15 protein-coding genes are annotated in these 18,362 nt (G+C 65.5%); 6 read left to right on the top strand and 9 right to left on the bottom strand.

Features of this window, described 5'->3' with window-relative positions:
• Positions 1–44: 44 nt before the first annotated feature.
• Positions 45–473 (bottom strand): SMU1112c/YaeR family gloxylase I-like metalloprotein, encoded by a 429-nt coding sequence (gloA2, locus tag AC3WJE_RS06440; RefSeq protein WP_493729958.1) that lies wholly within the window; start codon positions 471–473, stop codon positions 45–47.
• Positions 474–582: 109 nt separating this feature from the next.
• Here gloA2 and mmuP point away from each other — a divergent pair, with 109 nt between their 5' ends.
• A complete protein-coding gene (gene mmuP / locus AC3WJE_RS06435; RefSeq protein WP_493729957.1) occupies positions 583–2,007 on the top strand; it encodes an S-methylmethionine permease in 1,425 nt (474 codons plus the stop codon).
• Entirely contained in the window at positions 1,976–2,947 is a 972-nt protein-coding gene (gene mmuM / locus AC3WJE_RS06430) for a homocysteine S-methyltransferase (RefSeq protein ID WP_493729956.1), read from the top strand. The genes mmuP and mmuM overlap by 32 nt, the downstream gene beginning before the upstream one ends.
• Positions 2,948–3,057: 110 nt before the next feature.
• On the opposite strand, the gene AC3WJE_RS06425 is transcribed toward mmuM, so the two are convergent.
• The 3 genes from AC3WJE_RS06425 to AC3WJE_RS06415 form a co-directional block, all read right to left on the bottom strand.
• A complete protein-coding gene (locus tag AC3WJE_RS06425) occupies positions 3,058–4,965 on the bottom strand; it encodes a DUF885 domain-containing protein (RefSeq protein ID WP_493729955.1) in 1,908 nt (635 codons plus the stop codon).
• 171 nt (positions 4,966–5,136) lie between these two features.
• Entirely contained in the window at positions 5,137–5,910 is a 774-nt protein-coding gene (locus AC3WJE_RS06420; protein WP_493729954.1) for a queuosine precursor transporter, read from the bottom strand.
• 4 nt (positions 5,911–5,914) lie between these two features.
• Positions 5,915–6,589, bottom strand: coding sequence for a DUF502 domain-containing protein (locus tag AC3WJE_RS06415; RefSeq protein WP_493729953.1), 675 nt, complete (start codon positions 6,587–6,589; stop codon positions 5,915–5,917).
• 238 nt (positions 6,590–6,827) lie between these two features.
• Here AC3WJE_RS06415 and AC3WJE_RS06410 point away from each other — a divergent pair, with 238 nt between their 5' ends.
• From AC3WJE_RS06410 to AC3WJE_RS06400, 3 genes are all read left to right on the top strand, one after another.
• Positions 6,828–7,190, top strand: coding sequence for a PadR family transcriptional regulator (locus AC3WJE_RS06410; RefSeq protein ID WP_493729952.1), 363 nt, complete (start codon positions 6,828–6,830; stop codon positions 7,188–7,190).
• Positions 7,187–8,104: a sensor domain-containing protein gene (locus tag AC3WJE_RS06405; protein ID WP_493729951.1), complete on the top strand. Its 918-nt coding sequence runs from the start codon at positions 7,187–7,189 to the stop codon at positions 8,102–8,104. Before AC3WJE_RS06410 ends, AC3WJE_RS06405 begins: the two co-directional genes overlap by 4 nt.
• A gap of 65 nt (positions 8,105–8,169) precedes the next feature.
• Positions 8,170–9,303: an alpha/beta fold hydrolase gene (locus AC3WJE_RS06400; protein WP_493729950.1), complete on the top strand. Its 1,134-nt coding sequence runs from the start codon at positions 8,170–8,172 to the stop codon at positions 9,301–9,303.
• A 47-nt stretch (positions 9,304–9,350) separates the two neighbouring features.
• Here the strand turns inward: AC3WJE_RS06400 and AC3WJE_RS06395 are convergent, their stop codons facing one another.
• Both AC3WJE_RS06395 and AC3WJE_RS06390 read right to left on the bottom strand, forming a co-directional pair.
• The gene (locus AC3WJE_RS06395; RefSeq protein WP_493729949.1) at positions 9,351–10,682 is read right to left on the bottom strand and encodes a polyhydroxyalkanoate depolymerase; all 1,332 of its coding nucleotides are present in this window, start codon (positions 10,680–10,682) and stop codon (positions 9,351–9,353) included.
• Positions 10,683–10,900: 218 nt separating this feature from the next.
• Positions 10,901–11,491 carry a class I SAM-dependent DNA methyltransferase gene (locus AC3WJE_RS06390; protein WP_493729948.1) on the bottom strand — a complete coding sequence of 197 codons (591 nt, stop codon included), beginning with the start codon at positions 11,489–11,491 and terminating at the stop codon, positions 10,901–10,903.
• Between the two features lie 72 nt (positions 11,492–11,563).
• On the opposite strand from AC3WJE_RS06390, the gene AC3WJE_RS06385 reads away from it, so the two are divergent.
• The gene (locus AC3WJE_RS06385) at positions 11,564–12,016 is read left to right on the top strand and encodes a CopD family protein (protein ID WP_493729947.1); all 453 of its coding nucleotides are present in this window, start codon (positions 11,564–11,566) and stop codon (positions 12,014–12,016) included.
• 105 nt (positions 12,017–12,121) lie between these two features.
• Here AC3WJE_RS06385 and AC3WJE_RS06380 read toward each other — a convergent pair whose 3' ends face one another.
• The 3 genes from AC3WJE_RS06380 to dnaE form a co-directional block, all read right to left on the bottom strand.
• Entirely contained in the window at positions 12,122–13,081 is a 960-nt protein-coding gene (locus tag AC3WJE_RS06380) for an acetyl-CoA carboxylase carboxyltransferase subunit alpha (RefSeq protein WP_493729946.1), read from the bottom strand.
• A gap of 341 nt (positions 13,082–13,422) precedes the next feature.
• The gene (locus AC3WJE_RS06375) at positions 13,423–14,193 is read right to left on the bottom strand and encodes a hypothetical protein (RefSeq protein ID WP_493729945.1); all 771 of its coding nucleotides are present in this window, start codon (positions 14,191–14,193) and stop codon (positions 13,423–13,425) included.
• Positions 14,194–14,504: 311 nt separating this feature from the next.
• Complete coding sequence (dnaE, locus tag AC3WJE_RS06370) at positions 14,505–18,092, bottom strand: DNA polymerase III subunit alpha (protein ID WP_493729944.1); 3,588 nt, start codon at positions 18,090–18,092, stop codon at positions 14,505–14,507.
• Positions 18,093–18,362: the final 270 nt, after the last annotated feature.

Genomic DNA, 18,362 nt, shown 5'->3' with positions numbered 1-18,362 from the left:
GGGCAGGCACGCCGAATGTGATGGGTTGCGTGCTGCCCACGGCGCTACGGAGCATCCTCGTAAAGCTCCAGCGGCAGTTCGTCCGGATCGGCGAAGAAGGTGAAGCGGCGGCCGGTGTACTCGTCGACACGGATCGGCTCGCAAGCCACATCGTGCGATGTCAGGTGCGCGATGGCGGCATCGAGGTCGGTGACACGGAACGCCAGGTGGCGCAGGCCGCGTGCTTCGGGGCGACTCGGGCGTGGTGGTGGCGACGGAAACGAGAACAGTTCGATCTGGCTGCCATCGGGCAGTGCCAGGTCGAGCTTCCAGGAGTCGCGCGCCTGCCGGTAGTGCTCGGCCAGCACGCGCAGGCCGAGGATGTCGCAGTAGAAATGCCGGGCGCGGGCATAGTCCGAGGCGATGATCGCGACGTGGTGGATGCCGGCCAGTCCGAGGCCGGATTCCGTGATGGGCGGCACAGCTGTGGGCATGGCGCTTCTGCGGCGTGATAACGACTGAGCATAACGCAGGCGAATCCATCGTTTGACCACGCTGGCGAACATGGCAGGATGCCGCTCCCCCTCCCATCGTGACCATCGCATGCCCGCACCCGCCGAGACGGCGTCCGCCCAGTTCCAGCGCAGCATGCAGACACGGCATCTGGTGATGCTGGCACTCGGCGGTGTGATCGGTACCGGTCTGTTCTTCAACACCGGCTACATCATCGCCACCACCGGCGCTGCCGGCACCGTGCTGGCCTACCTGATCGGTGCGCTGGTGGTGTACCTGGTGATGCAGTGCCTGGGCGAACTGGCGGTGGCGATGCCGGAGACCGGCGCCTTCCACGTCTACGCCTCGCGCTACCTCGGGCCGGCCACCGGTTACACCGTGGCGTGGCTGTACTGGCTGACCTGGACGGTGGCGCTCGGATCGAGCCTGACAGCCGCCGCGTTCTGCATGCAGTACTGGTTCCCGCAGACACCGGCGTGGCCCTGGAGCCTGTTGTTCTGCGTGCTGATCCTGGTGCTGAACATGGTGTCCTCGCGCTGGTTCGCCGAGAGCGAGTTCTGGTTCTCGTTGATCAAGGTGGCGACGATCCTGGCCTTCATCGTGCTCGGTGGCGCGGCCACGCTGGGCGTGCTGTCGCTGGCCGACGGTGCGCCGGCGCCGGGGCTGCGCAACCTGACCGCCGCCGGTTGGTTTCCGCACGGTGTGCTGCCGATCCTGATGACCATGGTGGCGGTCAACTTCGCGTTCTCGGGTACCGAACTGATCGGCATCGCGGCCGGGGAAACCGCCGAGCCGCAGCGTGCGATCCCGTTGGCGATCCGGACCACGCTGGTGCGGTTGGTGGTGTTGTTCGTCGGCACCGTGCTGGTGCTGGCCGCGCTGGTGCCGATGGAGACGGCGGCGGTGGACCAGAGCCCCTTCGTGCGTGTGTTCGAGCGCCTGGGCATCCCGCATGCGGCGGGCCTGCTGAACTTCGTGATCCTCACCGCGATCCTGTCGGCGGCCAATTCCGGCCTGTACGCGTCCGCGCGGATGCTGTGGTCGCTGGGCAACGAGGGCACGCTGCCACGCAGTCTGGCGCGCTTGAACCGCCGCGGCATTCCGATGACGGCGTTGCTGCTCAGCATGCTGGGCGGTCTGTCGGCGCTGCTCACGGCGGTATATGCGCCGGAAACCGTGTTCGTCGCGGTGTCGGCGATCTCCGGCTTCGCGGTCGTGGCGGTGTGGTTGAGCATCTGCCTTTCGCACTATCGCTTCCGGCGCGCGCTGCTGCGTTCGGGACAGGCGGTCGAGACATTGCGCTACCGCGCGCCGTGGTTCCCGCTGACGCCGTTGCTGGGCGCGACGATGTGCGTGCTCGCCTGCATCGGGCTGGCCTTCGATCCACAGCAGCGCATCGCGTTGTGGTGCGGCCTGCCGTTCGTGGCGCTGTGCTACGCCGGCTACCATGTCACGCAATGGCTCAAGCGATCCGAAACCGACAATGACTCCGAACCGACCGAATCCATCGACTGATCCTCTCGCGCAACTGCTGGCCGACGATGGCTGCATCGTGCTGGATGGCGCGTTGGCCACCGAGCTGCAGGCACGTGGCTGCGACCTCGACGACCCACTGTGGTCGGCGCGGGTGCTGCTGGAGCAGCCGGAGTTGATCTACGAGGTGCATCGCGATTACTTCGCGGCCGGCGCGCAGTGCGCGATCACCGCCAGTTATCAGGCCACGCCGCAGGGTTTCGCCGCGCGCGGGCTGGATCTGGAGCAATCGTTGCAGCTGGTCCGTCGCAGCGTCGAACTGGCGCAACGCGCGCGTGCCGATCATCTGCACGACAACCCTGATGCAGGAACGTTGCTGGTGGCCGGTTCGGTCGGTCCGTACGGTGCCTATCTGGCCGACGGCTCCGAGTATCGAGGCGATTACACGTTGCCGCGCGAGCAGATGATGGCGTTCCATCGCCCGCGTTTGAGCGCGCTGGCGGAGGCAGGTGTGGACCTGCTCGCCTGCGAGACGATGCCGTCCGCGCCGGAGATCGACGCGCTGCTGGCGTTGCTGGAGGAATTCCCGACGCTGCGCGCCTGGTTCACCTTCACCCTGCGTGATGCCACGCATCTGAGCGACGGCACGCCGCTGTCCGAGGTGGTCGCGCGCGTGCAGGTCAGTGCGCAGGTGGTGGCGCTGGGGATCAACTGCATCGCGCTGGAGCGGGTGGAGGATGCGCTGCGTCATTTGTCCACGCTGACGACGCTGCCGCTGGTGGCCTATCCCAATTCCGGCGAGCGCTACGACGCAGCCGACAAGACCTGGCATGTCGAACATGACGCGGTCGGCACGCTGGCGGGATGTGCGTCGTCCTGGCGGGCTGCCGGCGCGCGCCTGATCGGTGGCTGCTGCCGTACCACGCCGCGTGATATCGCTGCGCTGGCGGTGCGGGTGCACGCGGCACCCGCAACCGCGTAGGACTGCTTTTCGCGTAGGACTGTTTTTGTAGGAGCGGCTTCAGCCGCGAGAAGCTTTACCGGGAAAGCTTCTCGCGGCTGAAGCCGCTCCTACCGTTACGCAGCGCTCGATTACGAAGGCGCGCCGCCCTTCTTCGCGGCGATCCAGCGGCCGATCTTCTCCTGCAGCACATCCAGCGGCACCGAGCCGTCCTTCAGCACTTCGGCGTGGAACTCGCGGATGTCGAAGGCCGCGCCAAGCTCGCGGCTGGCTTGATCACGCAAAGCCTGGATCTTCAGCTCGCCGACCTTGTAGGCCAGCGCCTGGCCCGGGATCGCCATCGCACGCTCCACTTCCGCCTCGGCTTCCTCGCGAGTGGCCGGCGCGTTGTCGAGGATGTAGTCGATCGCCTGCGCGCGGCTCCAGCCCTTGCCGTTGATCCCGGTATCCACCACCAGTCGCACCGCGCGCCACAGTTCGGTGCGCAGGTAGCCGAAATAGCTGTATGGCTCCTCGTACAGCCCCAGCTCCTTGCCGAGCGACTCGCTGTACAGGCCCCAGCCCTCGACGAAGGCGGTCTCGCCACCGAAGCGGCGGAAGCGCGGCAGGCCGGTCAGTTCCTGCTGCAGCCCAAGCTGGAAGTGATGGCCGGGAATGCCTTCATGCAGGAAAAGATCCTGCGCTTCCCAGGTCCTGCGCCTGGGCAGGTCGGAGGTGTTGACGTAGAGCGTGCCCGGACGCGAACCATCGGCGGCGGGAGGCATATAGGACGCCGCCGACGCGGTCTGCGCACGATACGGTTCGACCGGCTTGACCTCGAACTTCGCCTTCGGCACCAGCGAGAACAGCTTCGGCGTGTTGGCCTGCACCCGCGATTGCAGGCTGCGGTAGTAATCCAGCAGTTCGGCCTCGCTGCGGAACGCGAAACGCTTGTCGTCCTGCATCGACTTGAAGAACTTCTGCAGCGAGCCGCGCGTGCGGGTCTGCTTCATCACGTCCTGGATCTGCGCGTGGATGCGCTCCACTTCATCCAGGCCGAGCTGGTGGATCTGCTCGGGCGTCGTGTCGGTCGAAGTGGTGCTCTGGCGCACGTCGAAGGCGTACCAGGCCGCGCCGTTGGGCAGCGCGCTGCGACCGTCGCTGGTGCGGCAGGCCGGCAGGTATTCGGTGGCGATGAAGCCGCGCAGCGCGCGGTAGGCCGGCATGATCCGATACTCGATCATGCGTTTGTAATCGGCGCTGATGCGCGCCTTGTCCTCGGCCGAGAAGTTCTCCGGAAGGTTGCGCACCGGTGCCCAGAAGATGCTTTCCTCGGCAGTCGGCTTGATCAGCGCATCCAGCTGCGGCAGCACTTTTTCCATCAATACCTTCGGCTGCACCACGCCGGCCTTGATGCCCTCGCGCATGTTGGCGATGGCCTGATCGAACAGCACCGGGATGCCCAGCGAACGCTTCGACCAGTCGTCGTATTCCTGCACCGTGTTGAACGGCTGCGCGCCGGTGCCCGAGCCGAGGATCGCCATCACGTTGGCGACGTTGTAGTACTGGTTGATCGGCAGCATCCAGCTCGGGAACTGCTCGGCGGCCAGCGCGTTCCTGGCGTCGCGCACGATGATCTCGTAGCTGAGCAGATCCTGGCCGGACAGGCCGTCCGGGCCGATCGCCTCGATCCTGGTCAGCCATTCCGTGGCGAAGTCGTGCGACTGCTGGCGGAACGCGGCGGACAGGAAATTCGGAAGCTGATCGTTGTAGCGGGTGTCGCCCTGCAGGGTGGCCTGCAGCGGATTCAATTTCAGCGATGCATCCCAGTACTGGTCGTACAGGGAGTTCAATTGCGTGGCCTTGTCGACCTTCACCGGCGCCGCGCGTGGCTTGGGCTTGGCTTTGGTGGTCCTGGCCTTGGTGGCCTTCGCACGCGTCTGCTGCGTGGTCTGCGTTTTGCCGTTCTTCTTCTTGGCTGCATCGGCCGGCGATGCCAGCGACAGGCTCAGCACGGTCGCGATGGCAAGCGAAAGCAGGCGGGAAAGCGGGAACGGCATTACGGACTCCGACAACGAGCGAGCTTGGGAGCTTGCCCGATCCGGACGCATACGGCCAGCGATCCGGGTCATGGACGGCGGCAGGGGTTCATCGTGGTGAGGTTTGAAGATGCGGCAGGAGCTGTTCCCGCACGGACGTGATGGCGTGAAAGTACTTTCGAAATGGCGCAATCAGGCCGCGGCTTCTTCACGCAACTGCTGTGCACGTGCATCGCCGATATAGGTGGTGATGCCGCGCCGCATCAAATAGAGCAACGGGATCAGCAACACCGCGAACAGCATCTTGTAGATGTAGTTGACCGTGCTCACCGCCATGAACAGCGACAGCGGCCAGTGCTGCGGGCCGATCACGAAGGCGATGTAGATCACCACGAAGCTGTCCACCAGTTGCGACACCGCGGTCGAGCCGGTCGCGCGCAGCCATACGTGTTTTTCGCCGGTGACGCGGCGGATCCGATGGAACACCGCCACATCGATCAACTGGCCGACCAGGAACGCCACCAGCGAGCCACCGATCGTCCACATGCCCTGGCCGAACACCGCGGCGAACGCGGCCTGGTAGTCGGGCACGCCCTGCGATTGCGCGGCCTGTACCCACCAGCCGGCCGGTGTGAGATGGATCGCTGCGAACGCGAACAGGAAGCCGTAGCCGATCAGCCCGACCGCGATCCACGAGATGAAGCGCACGCCGCGGCTGCCGAAGAACTCGTTGATCGTGTCGGTCATGATGAACACGACCGGCCACAGCAGCGTGCCGGCGGTGAAGCTGAGCGAGCCGGTCTGTCCGAACAGATTCCAGTTCAGCGGCGCGATGCCGAGCGTGTCTTCCAGCGCGAAGATCTTGACGCCGATGAATTCGGCGAGCACCGCGTTGGCGCAGAAGAACGCGGCCAAGGCGATGAACAGGCGGACGGCACGATCGTCGAGCGTGCGCGTCAGGTGCATCGGATCAGCGATCCACCGTGCGGGTGAACGGCACCGTCTCCGGCGAGACCGCGCCGCCGGAGATGATGAAGCTCATCGCCTGGTCCACGCTCCAGTCGGTCGGTGTGAGCAGTTCCACCGGCACGATCTCCAGGTAGCCGGAGGTCGGATTGGGCGTGGTCGGCACGTACACGGCAGCCAGTTCACGGCCGGTGCCTTGCTCGCGGATCACCCGCGTGACCAGGCCGATCGCCTTCATGTCGCGATGCGGGAAATCGATCAGTACCACGCGCTGCGTGCTGCCGGGCTGGGTCTGCAGGATGTCCAGCAGCTTGCGCGCGCTGTCGTAGACGATGCTGGCCAGCGGAATGCGCTTCATGACCGCCTCGAACCAGCGCAGCAGGCGCTGGCCGATCATCTTGCGGCTGAGATAGCCCACCAGCAGGATCACCAGCAACGTCGCCAGCAGCGCGATCGTGTTCTGCACCCACAGCGCCTTGACCCAGTCCAGCGAGCCTGGGAACGAGGCCGCAATGCGCTCGGACAACGCAACCACCCACGGGCTGCTGATGCCCGACAGCAGCACGAACACGAACTTGACCACTACCCAGGTCAGCCAGACCGGTAGCAGGGTGAGAAGGCCTGTCAGGAAGACTCGCTGCAGGGAAGGGCGGGGGTGAGCGACAGCATCAGGCGACATCCGCCCATTGTAGTGGAGCTCCATGCCGCAGTGCAGCGTGGCCAGGGGCGTGTCCGCGAAAAGCGTCTTGCGGGAATGACGGGCCGGGAGATTGTCAGGGCGCAGCCCGGACGGCAGCATGACTACCGGCACATCCGCTATACCGAAGTTGAGAATAGTGTTGCCTCCAACCTAGCGTCGCACCTGGCACCAGCCAGGAGAAGAGCTTCGCGAGGGTGACCAAACAATGGAGGCGGCCATGGCCGACGTCGAAGCCCAGCTCAGGAAATTCCAGAAGGAGCTCAGTGCCGGGACCGTATCGCTGGCACTGCTGGCGGTGCTCGATCGCGCCGAGGAGCCGCTGTACGGCTATCTGATCGCCAAGCGGCTGGAGCGGCTGGATGGCGTACTCAGCGGCAAGCAGAGTGCGCTCTACCCGGTACTGCGCAACCTGGAGGGCGCCGGACTGCTGGACAGCCACGTCGAGCCCTCGCTGGCGGGCCCGCCGCGCCGTTACTACCGCATCACCGAATACGGGCGTGCCTGCCTGCAGCAATGGAGCACGGCCTGGCGCGCCACCCGCGATTCCGTCGATTCCGTACTGGAGGGGAGCCACTCATGACCATCGAACAAGCGCATCGGCCGTTGCCGACCACGATTCCCGAGTACCTGACGCAACTGCGCCAGGCCCTGTCCGGTGCCGATCCGGCGATGATCCAGGACGCGCTGTACGACGCAGAGGAATATCTGCGTTCGGAGCTGGCCGGACAGAATGGCAAGAGCGAGGCCGAGGTGATCGCCGAGGTCGCCGGCAGCTACGGCGCGCCTGAAGAGGTGGCCGAGATCTACCGCGAAACCGAAGTCACCGTGAGCCGCGCGCTGCGCTCGCCACCTCCGCCGAAGCGGCGTTCGCTGATCGGGCGTTTCTTCGGCGTCGCTGCCGATCCGCATACCTATGGCGCGCTGTTTTATCTGTTGCTGTCGCTGGCCACCGGCATCTTCTACTTCACCTGGGTGGTGACCGGTTTCTCGCTGTCGCTGGGACTGTCGATCACCATCATCGGCCTGCCGCTGCTGGTGCTGTTCTTCGGCTCCACGCGTCTGCTCGCGCTGGTGGAAGGCCGGATCGTGGAGACACTGCTCGGCGTGCGCATGCCGCGCCGTCCGCCGCATGCCGGCCCGCCCAAGCCATGGCTGCAGCGCATCGCCGACATGTTCACCGACGCGCGCACCTGGAGCACGCTGCTGTACTTCGTGTCGATGCTGCCGCTGGGAATCATCTACTTCACCGTGACGGTGGCCCTGGCCGCGTGCTCGCTGGGGATGTTGCTGAGTCCGCTGTCGCTGCTGGTGCCAAACTCCGTCGTGGTCACCTTCGGCGATTGGAGCATGTCCCAGGATGCACCGTGGCTGGCGGTCCCGATGGTGCTGTTCGGAGCCCTGCTGCTGTTCGTCACGCTGCATGTGGTGCGTGCGCTGGGACACCTGCATGGACTGCTCGCCAAGCACCTGCTGGTCAAGAGTGGCGAGTTCTGAGCGAACACGTGCTGCATCCATGGCGACACGGTCCCACACCAAGGTTCCACACCAAGGAGGTATCGATGCGGTTGATCACCAGGAGTCGTGCCAGTTGGCACGTGGTCGGCACGGCGCTGTTGGCATGGGCGCTGGTCGCGGCACCGGCCACGGGTGCCGCGCAGGTGGATGCCGGCAAAGAAGCCGTGCGTGCATTGCACGGCCAGATGCGCAAGATCGTCACTGCCGATGGCATCGACGATCAAAAGCTTGTCGCCATCGGCGGAATCGATCAGGCGATCAGCGTGCGGGGTCGCCATGCCGATGCACCGCTGCTGCTGTTCCTGCATGGTGGCCCCGGTTTCACCGCCACGCCGGTGGCCTACCAGTACACCGATGCGTGGGAGGAGTTTTTCACGGTCGTGCACTGGGACCAGCGCGGCAGCGGTCGTACCTATCTGGCGAACGATCCCGCCCGGGTCGCGCCGACGATAACGGTCGAGCGGATGATCGCCGACGCCGAGGAGGTAGTGGAGTACCTGCGCGGTACGTACGGGCGTGAGCGGATCGTGCTGGTCGGACATTCCTGGGGCAGCCTGCTCGGGGCCGAACTGGCCGCACGCCATCCCGAATGGTTCAGCGTGTACGTCGGCATGGGGCAGGTTGTGGACATGCGCGAAAGCGAGTCGCTCGGATATCAGGCCCTGTTGCGCTCGGCGCGCCTGCGCAAGGATGCGGTCGCGATCGGCGAGCTGGAAGCACTGGCGCCGTATCCGGGGCAGGGCAGCCCCGATGAGATGAATGCGAAGCTGGCAGTGCAGCGCAAGTGGCTGCAACACGACGGCGGCTATCTCCATGGTGGTCGCGCCGACACCTATGGCCGCACCGTCGCGCTGACTCCGGATTACACGCCCCAGGAGATCGCGGCCTGGGGGAGTGGTATCGCCTTCGCGCGCGATACATTGTGGTCACAATTCGCCGCTTATTCGCAGTTGGATCGGCGCGAACTGAAAGTGCCGGTGGTGCTGTTGCAGGGACGCCACGACCTGGCCGCCTTCTCGCCCCTGGTGGAGCGCTGGTACGACGGCCTGAGGAGCCCGCACAAAACGCTGGTGTGGCTCGAGGATTCGGCGCACATGCCGTTCATGGAAGAACCGGGCAAGGTGCTGATACATCTCGTGCAGGATGTATTGCCGCTGGCACAGCAGCCCGCGTCCTGAGCAACTGAAGGTTCGCGCCGCCTGGAAGGCGGCGCGATGCTGTCGGATCAACCGGCAGGGCGAGCGCCACCGCGGCGACGGATCGGCGTGACCTTGGCGGTGGTTTCGGCGTTGCGAGCAGCCACGGGCCGGGTGTCGTACTGCGCGATGAAGTCACGCACCTGCGGATAGACGATCTCGCGCCAGCGGCGGCCGCTGAAGATGCCGTAGTGGCCAGCACCTTGCACCACCAGGTGCTTGCGGTCGGCTTCATCGATGCCAGTGCACAGCGCGTGCGCGGCTTCGGTCTGGCCCAGCCCGGCGATGTCGTCCAGTTCGCCTTCGATGCTCAGCAGTGCGGTGTCGCGGATCGCCGACGGCTTCACCAACTGGCCGTCCACCTTCCACTTGCCACGCGGCAGCAGGAATTCCTGGAACACCACGCGGATCGTGTCGAGGTAGTAGCGCGCCGGCATGTCGAGCACGGCGTTGTACTCGTCGTAGAAGTGCCGGTGCGCCTGCGCGTCCTCAAGGTCACCCTTGACCAGGTTGGTGTAGAAATCCCAGTGCGACATCACGTGCCGGCTGGGATTCATCGACAGGAACCCGGCGTGCTGCAGGAAGCCCGGATACACCTGTCGGCCATGCCCCGGATACGGATGCGGCACAGTGTGAATAACGTTGTTCTCGAACCACTCGATCGGGTTGCGTGTGGCGAGGTTGTTGACCTCGGTGGGGCTGTGGCGCGCATCGATCGGGCCGCCCATCATCACCAGCGATTCCGGCGTACGCTCGCCCTGCGCGGCCATCAGCGACACCGCTGCCAGCACCGGCACGGTCGGTTGGCACACGCTCATCACATGCAGACGCGGCTGATGCTCGCCGATGTGGCGGATGAATTCCTGGATGTAGGCGATGTAGTCGTCAAGGCCGAAGTCGCCGTCCTCGGCCGGCACCATGCGTGCGTCGATCCAGTCGGTCACATAGACCTTGTGGTCGCGCAGCAGCGTGCGAACAGTGTCGCGCAGCAGCGTGGCGTGGTGACCGGACAGCGGCGCCACCACCAGCACGGCGGGCTGCTTTTTCATCTGCGCCATCAAGGCCTGATCGTCGCTGAAACGCTTGAAGCGCAGCAGGCGGCAGAACGGCTTGACCAGCACCTCGCGCTCGATGATCGGCAGCGAGTGGCCGTCCACCTCGACGTCGTTCAACGCCCAGGCCGGCTTTTCGTAATCCTTGGTGAGGCGATGCAGCAGTTCGTTGCTGGCAGCCAGACGGTCGGCGCCGGGCAACGTGGCCCACAGGCTGTCCGGACTGGAAAACATCTTGGCGTTGGCCTGGGCCTGGTGAATCCAGGGGGCAAGCAGATTCCGGGTCAGCTCATGCAGTTGGTAAAGCACGTCACCCATCCGTTCCGTCTGGCGGTTTGCTGCCGCGCAGCATACCCCAATTGGCGCATTTGCACTTAAATGGGGCTCGCGGTGCGGCGGTACGTAGGAGCGGCTTCAGCCGCGATGGGGCTTTCCCATTTTGAATCCCCACACATGGATGTGCGGGCTTTTGCAGAGGGACCTGCATGAAAGCCCCATCGCGGCTGAAGCCGCTCCTACGGGCTGGATCAGGCTTGTTCCAGCGCCGCAGCCTGGCCTTTCAACGCCGGTGACAACCAGCCATGCGAGCCGATCGCCGTGAAGCCGGCCTTTGTGAAACGGCTGCGATACCAGCGCCCGGGCCGCGCCTGGAAGCCCTCGTGATCACCTTCGAATTCATCTTCGGCGGCGAACAGCTCCAGGAACGCCACCCCGCCGCACAGCTCGGCCAGGCCGGGCAGGCCCTGCGACAGTTCACGGCTGGGCACGTAGTGCAGCACGTCCGAGCAGATCAGCAGATCGACCGGCGCGCACGGGCGCAGCCACGCAAAATCACCGAAGCGCGCCAGGTGTACGTTGCGGCTGTGGTGGTAGCGATGCGCCGCATACTCGCTGCTGTCGAAGCCCAGATAGCTGGCGCGCGGGCGCAGTTCGAGCAACGGTGCGCGCCAGACGCCTTCGCCGCAGCCGATGTCGAGCACGCTGCGGATCGGGCGCTCCAGGTAGTGTTCGGCCTGTGCCACTGCCAGTGCGACTTTCCGCCGCAGGCGGGCGCGATCGTGCAGCCCGGCCTTGCGATACCAGTGCTGGAAGTAGTCTCGGTCGTAGGTCTTGTCCATCGCGCGCTGTTTCGCCTGGCCGTATCGGTGAAAATGCGCGCCATCCTACACGCGAGCCAGCGGAGCCAGCGCATGACCCTCTATCTGTGGATCAAGACCTTCCACCTGCTGTTTGTGATCGCCTGGATGGCGGCGGTGTTCTATCTGCCGCGCATCCTGGTCAACGTCGCCGAGACCGCCGGCCAGATCGACGTACAGGCGCGACTGGTGCTGATGGGGCGGCGACTGTACCGCTTCGGCCACAGCATGTTCGGGTTGGCGGTGCTGCTCGGCGCAGTGCTGTGGCTGGGCTACCGCTTCATTCCCGACTTCCCGACCATGGTCGCCCCCGGCAGCGGCTGGCTGCACGCCAAACTGGCACTGGTCGCGGCGATCCTGGCCTATTTCATCTTCACCGGGCGCTGGCTGAAGGGCGTCGAGCAAGGCAAGCCGCTGCCGAGTTCACGCAAGTTGCGCCTGTTCAATGAATTGCCCGTGCTGGCGCTGGTGGCGATTATCTGGCTGGTGTTGTTCAAGCCTTTTTAAAGGCTGTGATTGGTGATTCGTGATTGGTGATTCGCAGAAGCGGATCACCGGTCTCGCGGCCACCGGCCGTTGCGAATCACGAATCACCAATGACGAATCACGGCGTTACGCCGCTTCGTACGCCCCGTATCCGCGCAGGCGCTCGTAGCGCTTCTCAAGCAACTGATCCGGCGGGATCTTCTCGAGGGCGTCCAGCTCGTTGAGCAGCACGGCTTTCAGGCGCTTGGCCATCTGGCTCGGGTTGCGGTGGGCGCCGCCGGTGGGTTCGCGGATCACCTTGTCGACCAGGCCGAGCGCCTTCAGGCGTTTGGCGGTCAGGCCCAGCTGTTCGGCGGCGTCCTTGGCCTTGGCCGCGTCCTTCCACAGGATCGAGGCGCAGCCTTCCGGGCTGATCACCGAGTAGGTGCCGTATTCGAGCATCAGGGTGCGATCGCCGACGCCGATCGCCAGTGCGCCGCCCGAGCCGCCTTCGCCGATCACGGTGCAGATCACCGGGACCTTCAGCTCGGCCATCTCGATCAGGTTGCGCGCGATTGCTTCGGACTGGCCGCGCTCCTCGGCATCGATACCCGGCCATGCGCCGGCGGTGTCGATGAAGGTCAGCAGCGGCAGGCGGAAGCGCTCGGCCATCTTCATCAGGCGCAGTGCCTTGCGGTAGCCCTCGGGCTTGGGCATGCCGAAGTTGCGGCGGATCTTTTCCTTGGTGTCGCGGCCTTTCTGGTGGCCGATCACCACCACCGGACGGCCGGCGATGCGGGCCAGGCCGCCAACGATCGCCTTGTCATCGGCGAAGGCACGGTCACCGGCCAGCTCCTGGAACTCGTCGCAGATGATGCGCAGGTAATCCAGCGTGTACGGGCGCTGCGGGTGGCGTGCCAGCTGCGAAACCTGCCAGGCCGAGAGGTCACGGAAGATCTGCCCGGTGCGTACCCGCAGCTTGTCCTGCAGGGTCCGCACTTCGGCCTCCACGTTGACCGCCGGGCCGGTGCTGGCATTGCGCAGCTCCTGGATCTTGGCTTCCAGGTCGGCGATGGGTTGCTCGAAGTCGAGGTAGTTCGGATTCATGGAAAACCGTGAAGAATCGAAGGGGCGAAGTGTAGCCGAATGCTTTGTCTGGACCCGTACGCCCCGGTGCGGACGCAGCGGCTGTAGCGCGTCGAGTTCCCGGCCACGGTTGCGCAGGGCGTTGTTCGCGTTCGCTCGGGCCTGCTCCCCGGAGTCGTCCTGCTATCCGGTGCGGTTGGTCTCTTGTGGGAGGGACTTCAGTCCCGGCGCTTGGCCGGTAACGCCCGTCGGGACTGAAGTCCCTCCCACAAGAGCGCTGCTCTCAGTGCGACTCGATGCGAACAGGTCAAAAAAGAAAAGGCCCCGGCTCTCGCCGGGGCCTTGGGACAAGCAGGCGTGCGTTACTGATGCTGGACGGCGTGGCGCGACATGCTCGGCTGCACGTACACCAGGCGGGTGCCCGAGTCACGGTTCGACAGCGCCGGCTCGAACGAGCCGAGGTAGGCGGCATAGACGCTGCGCAGCTCGCCGGCATGCTGGCCGGACAGCGGCGACAGGCTCGGAAGGCCGGCGTCTTCCAGGGCGGTCAGGTAGCTCGGCGTCGGCATGCCCGGATCGACCACGTAGGCGAACGTGCTGGGGCCTTCGACGACCTCGTCGTAATAGCTCACGAAGTCGCGCGCGGCGAAGATCTTGGCATCCGCCAGCGCTTCGTCGGCACCGGCCCGGCCGCCCGGCAGCGCGTCGTGCACACCGGAGCGCCAGCTGCGCTCGATGATCACTTCGTTGCTGACGCGGTAGGGGCCTTCGTACAGCTTGCCGCCCAGGGTGACGCCTGGATGCTCGTCGTCGAAACGGCTCACCACCGGTTCGTGTGTCGGGGAGGTCGAGCTGGCAATCACGTAGTCGCTGCGGGTCGGATTGATCAACCCGCCCTCATCGTGCGCGGACACCAGGAAGTTGATGTCGCCCAGATCGGTGGAGTGCAGGGTGTGCGCGCCGGAAGCCAGTTCCAGCGCGACCGAGCCACCGGCCGGCACGCTGTGCTCGGCGCCGTCGATGCTCACCGTGACGGCAGCACCGGTCGGGTTGTCGATCTCGAACATCTTCGGGGCAGCGCTGCAGCCTGCAAGCAGGGCAGCGATCAGTGGAGCGGCGTACAGGGCTTTCATAGGGGGAGAATCCTTGGCCGTCAGGGTTCCGAGACCGCAGTCTGCGCGTGGGGGCGTGTATGGCGGCTTTACGTATTCATTGATGTCACGGTGCCCAGATTGAGGCCGGCGCCTGCCAGGTGCAAGCTCCGGTTGGCCGGCGGGGCGTCTTCTGCCGACAAATCCAATGAATTTGTGGCGATCTGGTCACATCTTCCTGGATCACCGCTTGCCTGGGGATGATGGTCCGAGGGCCGGAATGGCCTGAACCCCCGAGCGGCGATGATGAACGGGGTGGATTTCCGGATTCGCGCCTGGGCGAAGCCTGAGCTTCAGTTCGCCCAGGGCGGGTTGTACTTGACCTTGAGTGTCCTCACGGCCGGGTCGTTGCGCAGGGTTTCGATCAGTTGCAGGTCGATGCGCACCGAGCCGCTGCCGTTCAGATCGAGCATGCCGGCCACGCCACCCTGGGATGAGCGCAGCAGCAGGTCGAGGCGGAGCGGGGTGCGGCCGGGCCGGTGACGGGCGAGCAGGGTATCGATGCGTGGCCAGGTCTGGCGATCGCGCAGGTCCAGCCGCAGCATCAGGCGCTGGGCGTACTGCGCGCAGATCTGCTCGTAGTCCCAGCACTGGCGGATGCGCAGGCTGTAGCCGCCGTTGAATTCATCCTCGCGCAGGCCGCCCTTGACGATCAGGATGCGGTCGCGGGTCAGCAACTCGCCGAATTCGGCCATCGCATCGGAGAAGGCGGAGCACTCCACCCGGCCGCGACCGTCCTCCAGTTGCACGAATACCTGGCTGTCGCCCTTGCGGCGCACGCCGACCACCTGGCCCGCCAGGATCGCGCTGACTTCGGGCTTCCAGGCGCGCTTCTCGCCATCGCCACCGCCGCCGCCGCGCTGTTGCGAGGAGACGATCTTCTCCAGCGCACTGAGATCGCAGCCAACCAGCTCTCTTACTTCCTCGCGATACGGATCGAACGGATGCCCGCTGAGGTAGAAGCCGAGCGTGTCGCGCTCGCCGCCAAGCAGTTGGCCGAGCGGCCATTCCTTGGATTCGGGCAGGTCGATATGGATCGCCGGTGCGCTTGGATCCGGACCGCCGAACAGCGAGTTCTGGCCGGATGCGCGCTCCTTGGCCATCTGGTCGGTGGCCTTGAGCACTTCCGGCAGCTGCAGCATCAGCGAGGCGCGGTTCTTGCCGAGCCCGTCGAGCGCGCCGGCGTTGATCATCGCTTCGAGCGTGCGCCGGTTGAGCTTGGACGAATCCACCCGCGTGCAGAAATCCAGCAGCGTGGTGTATTCGCCACCGCGCTGGCGTTCCTCGACGATCGATTCGCAGGCGCCACGGCCGACGCCCTTGATCGCGCCGATGCCGTACTGGATGGTGTCGGCGTTGGCGGCCTCGAACATGTAGGCCGACTCGTTCACGCGCGGCGGCAACACGGTCAGGCCGAGGTTGCGCACTTCGTCGAGGAAGCCGACCACCTTGTCGGTGTTGTCCATGTCCGAGGACAGCGTCGCGGCCATGAACTCGGCCGGGTAGTGACGCTTGAGCCAGGCGGTCTGGTAGCTGACCAGCGCGTAGGCGGCGGCGTGCGACTTGTTGAAGCCGTAGCCGGCGAACTTCTCCATCAGGTCGAAGATTTCGTCGGCCTTGGCGCCATTCACGCCGCCCTTGGCCGCGCCCTCGCGGAAGATCTCGCGGTGCTTGGCCATTTCGGCCGGCACCTTCTTGCCCATCGCGCGACGCAGCAGGTCGGCGCCGCCGAGCGAGTAGCCGCCGACAATCTGCGCCATCTGCATCACCTGCTCCTGGTACACCATGATGCCGTAGGTGTCCTTCAGGATCGCTTCGGTGCGCGGATCGGGATAGATGATGTCCTGCTGGCCGTGCTTGCGCGCGTTGAAGTCCGGGATCAGGTCCATCGGGCCGGGGCGGTACAGCGACACCAGCGCGATGAGGTCTTCGAAGCGGTCGGGACGGGCGTCCTTCAGCAGCCGGCGCATGCCCGAGGATTCGAACTGGAACACCGCGCCGGTATTGCCCGAGGCGAAGATGTCCTTGTAGGTCGGCACGTCGTCGAGCGGAATCGTGGCGATGTCCACCGGCGGGACGCCGGCGCGCGCGTGGCGCTGATTGATCGCCTTCACCGCCCAGTCGATGATCGTCAGCGTGCGCAGGCCGAGGAAGTCGAACTTCACCAGGCCGATTTCTTCGACGTCGTTCTTGTCGAACTGGGTGACCGGGTTCTTGCCGCGTCCTTCCTCGTCGTGTTCGGCGAACAGCGGGCAGAATTCGGTCAATGGCTCGGGTGCGATCACCACGCCGCCGGCGTGTTTGCCGGCGTTGCGGGTCAGGTCTTCGAGCTGGCGCGCCAGATCCATCAGATCGCGCACGTCGTCCTCGGTCTGGTAGCGCTGGATCAGCTCCGGCGATGCCATTTCCGATTCCTTGCCTTCGCCCATCGCATCCTTGAGCGTGATGCCCAGGATGTTGGGGATCAGCTTGGCGACGCCATCCACCAGGCCGTACGGGAAGCCCAGCACGCGGCCGCAGTCGCGCACCACCGCCTTGGCGGCCATGGTGCCGTAGGTGATGATCTGGCTGACCCGCTCGCGCCCGTACTTGCGCGCGACGTAGTCGATCACCTCGTCGCGGCGATCCATGCAGAAGTCGATGTCGAAGTCGGGCATCGACACGCGTTCGGGGTTGAGGAAGCGCTCGAACAGCAGGTTGTACGGCAGCGGGTCCAGATCGGTGATCTGCAGCGCCCACGCCACCAGCGAGCCGGCACCGGAACCGCGTCCCGGGCCGATCGGGATGCCCTGCGCTTTGCCCCACTGGATGAAGTCGGCCACGATCAGGAAGTAGCCGGGGAAGCCCATCTTGATGATGGTGTCCAGCTCGAACTCCAGGCGGTCGCTGTAGTCCTGCGCGGTCATGCCGGCAGCAACCGGATTCTTTTCCAGACGCGCGGCCAGGCCCTCGCGCGACTGCTTGCGGATCCAGGTGTCCAGCGTCTCCTCGTCCGGCACCGGATAGTCGGGCAGGAAGTAGGTGCCCAGGCGCATCTCGATGTTGCAGCGCTTGGCCAGATCAATGGTGTTGTCGATCGCGTCCGGGATGTCGGCGAACAGCTCGCGCATCTGCTCGGACGATTTCAGGTACTGCTCGGGGCTGTAGTCGCGCGGACGCCTGGGATCGTCCAGCACGCGCCCGGAGGCGATGCATGCACGCGCCTCGTGCGCGTCGAAATCCTTTTCGTACAGGAAGCGCACGTCGTTGCTGGCGATCACCGGCAGCCCGCGAGTGCCGGCGGCATGCAGCGCGAAGCGGTTGAAGGCTTCCTCGCCGTCGCGGCCGGTACGGGTCAGCTCCAGGTGCAGGCCATCGCCGAACACCCGTTGCCAGTCGCCCAGGCTCTGCTCGGCCAGATCGTGCCGGCCTTCGGCGAACAGCCGTCCGGCCAGGCTCTCGCGGCCGGCCAGTGCGAACAGGTTGTGGTGGTGCTCGGCCAGCCAGTCCGGATGCACGGCAACGCCGCCTTCAGGACGATGGCCTTCCATCCAGGCGCGCGAGATCAGCCGCGACAGGCTCAGATAGCCCTCGCGGTCACGGCACAGCAGGGTCAAACGCCACGGCGCCTGATCGGGCGTGGCGATCATGAGGTCGGCGCCGGCGATCGGCTTGATGCCCACGCTCTCGGCAGCCTTGTAGAACTTCACCAGCGCGAACATGTTGTTCAGGTCGGTGACCGCCAGCGAGGGCAGGTCCAGTTCGACGGCGCGGCTGAGCAGATTGGCCTGTTTGGCCTTGCCCGGATGGGCGTAATCCGGCTTCTCGGGCACGCGGATCGTGGAATCCGCCATCGAGAATTCGGTGTGGACGTGGAGATGGACGAAGCGGGACGTGGTCATGCCGGATCACTGCGATGACCATGCAGGGTAGCCCCGGGGGGGCAGGCGAACAAGGCTTGACAGGAGGCTTCCGCGGAGCGGAAGCCTCCCCCAACATTTGCTTCGCAAACGTTGGGCCCCATGTCCGGGCTGGCCTATCCCCCGCGCCTGTCGGCGCGTCCCCCTTAACAAAGGGGGACTTTTCTCCAGACGGTATCCCGTAGGAGCGGCTTCAGCCGCGATGGGGCTTACCCTGTCTCTTCTCCACATCTCCGAGCCCACGAGACCAAC

The sequence above is a fragment of the Pseudomonas sp. GW821-FHT07E12 genome, assembly GCF_058986605.1.
This window is presented reverse-complemented; position numbering and strand designations above follow the sequence as displayed.

Bases quoted from the DNA above. Each gene is read 5' to 3' on its own strand.
- AC3WJE_RS06425 (WP_493729955.1), bottom strand. From the start codon at position 4,965: ATGCCGTTCCCGCTTTCCCGCCTGCTTTCGCTTGCCATCGCGACCGTG.
- mmuM (WP_493729956.1), top strand. From the start codon at position 1,976: ATGACTCCGAACCGACCGAATCCATCGACTGATCCTCTCGCGCAACTG.
- AC3WJE_RS06375 (WP_493729945.1), bottom strand. From the start codon at position 14,193: ATGAAAGCCCTGTACGCCGCTCCACTGATCGCTGCCCTGCTTGCAGGC.
- AC3WJE_RS06400 (WP_493729950.1), top strand. From the start codon at position 8,170: ATGCGGTTGATCACCAGGAGTCGTGCCAGTTGGCACGTGGTCGGCACG.
- AC3WJE_RS06405 (WP_493729951.1), top strand. From the start codon at position 7,187: ATGACCATCGAACAAGCGCATCGGCCGTTGCCGACCACGATTCCCGAG.
- AC3WJE_RS06410 (WP_493729952.1), top strand. From the start codon at position 6,828: ATGGCCGACGTCGAAGCCCAGCTCAGGAAATTCCAGAAGGAGCTCAGT.
- mmuP (WP_493729957.1), top strand. From the start codon at position 583: ATGCCCGCACCCGCCGAGACGGCGTCCGCCCAGTTCCAGCGCAGCATG.
- AC3WJE_RS06415 (WP_493729953.1), bottom strand. From the start codon at position 6,589: ATGTCGCCTGATGCTGTCGCTCACCCCCGCCCTTCCCTGCAGCGAGTC.
- AC3WJE_RS06380 (WP_493729946.1), bottom strand. From the start codon at position 13,081: ATGAATCCGAACTACCTCGACTTCGAGCAACCCATCGCCGACCTGGAA.
- gloA2 (WP_493729958.1), bottom strand. From the start codon at position 473: ATGCCCACAGCTGTGCCGCCCATCACGGAATCCGGCCTCGGACTGGCC.
- AC3WJE_RS06385 (WP_493729947.1), top strand. From the start codon at position 11,564: ATGACCCTCTATCTGTGGATCAAGACCTTCCACCTGCTGTTTGTGATC.
- AC3WJE_RS06390 (WP_493729948.1), bottom strand. From the start codon at position 11,491: ATGGACAAGACCTACGACCGAGACTACTTCCAGCACTGGTATCGCAAG.
- AC3WJE_RS06420 (WP_493729954.1), bottom strand. From the start codon at position 5,910: ATGCACCTGACGCGCACGCTCGACGATCGTGCCGTCCGCCTGTTCATC.
- dnaE (WP_493729944.1), bottom strand. From the start codon at position 18,092: ATGACCACGTCCCGCTTCGTCCATCTCCACGTCCACACCGAATTCTCG.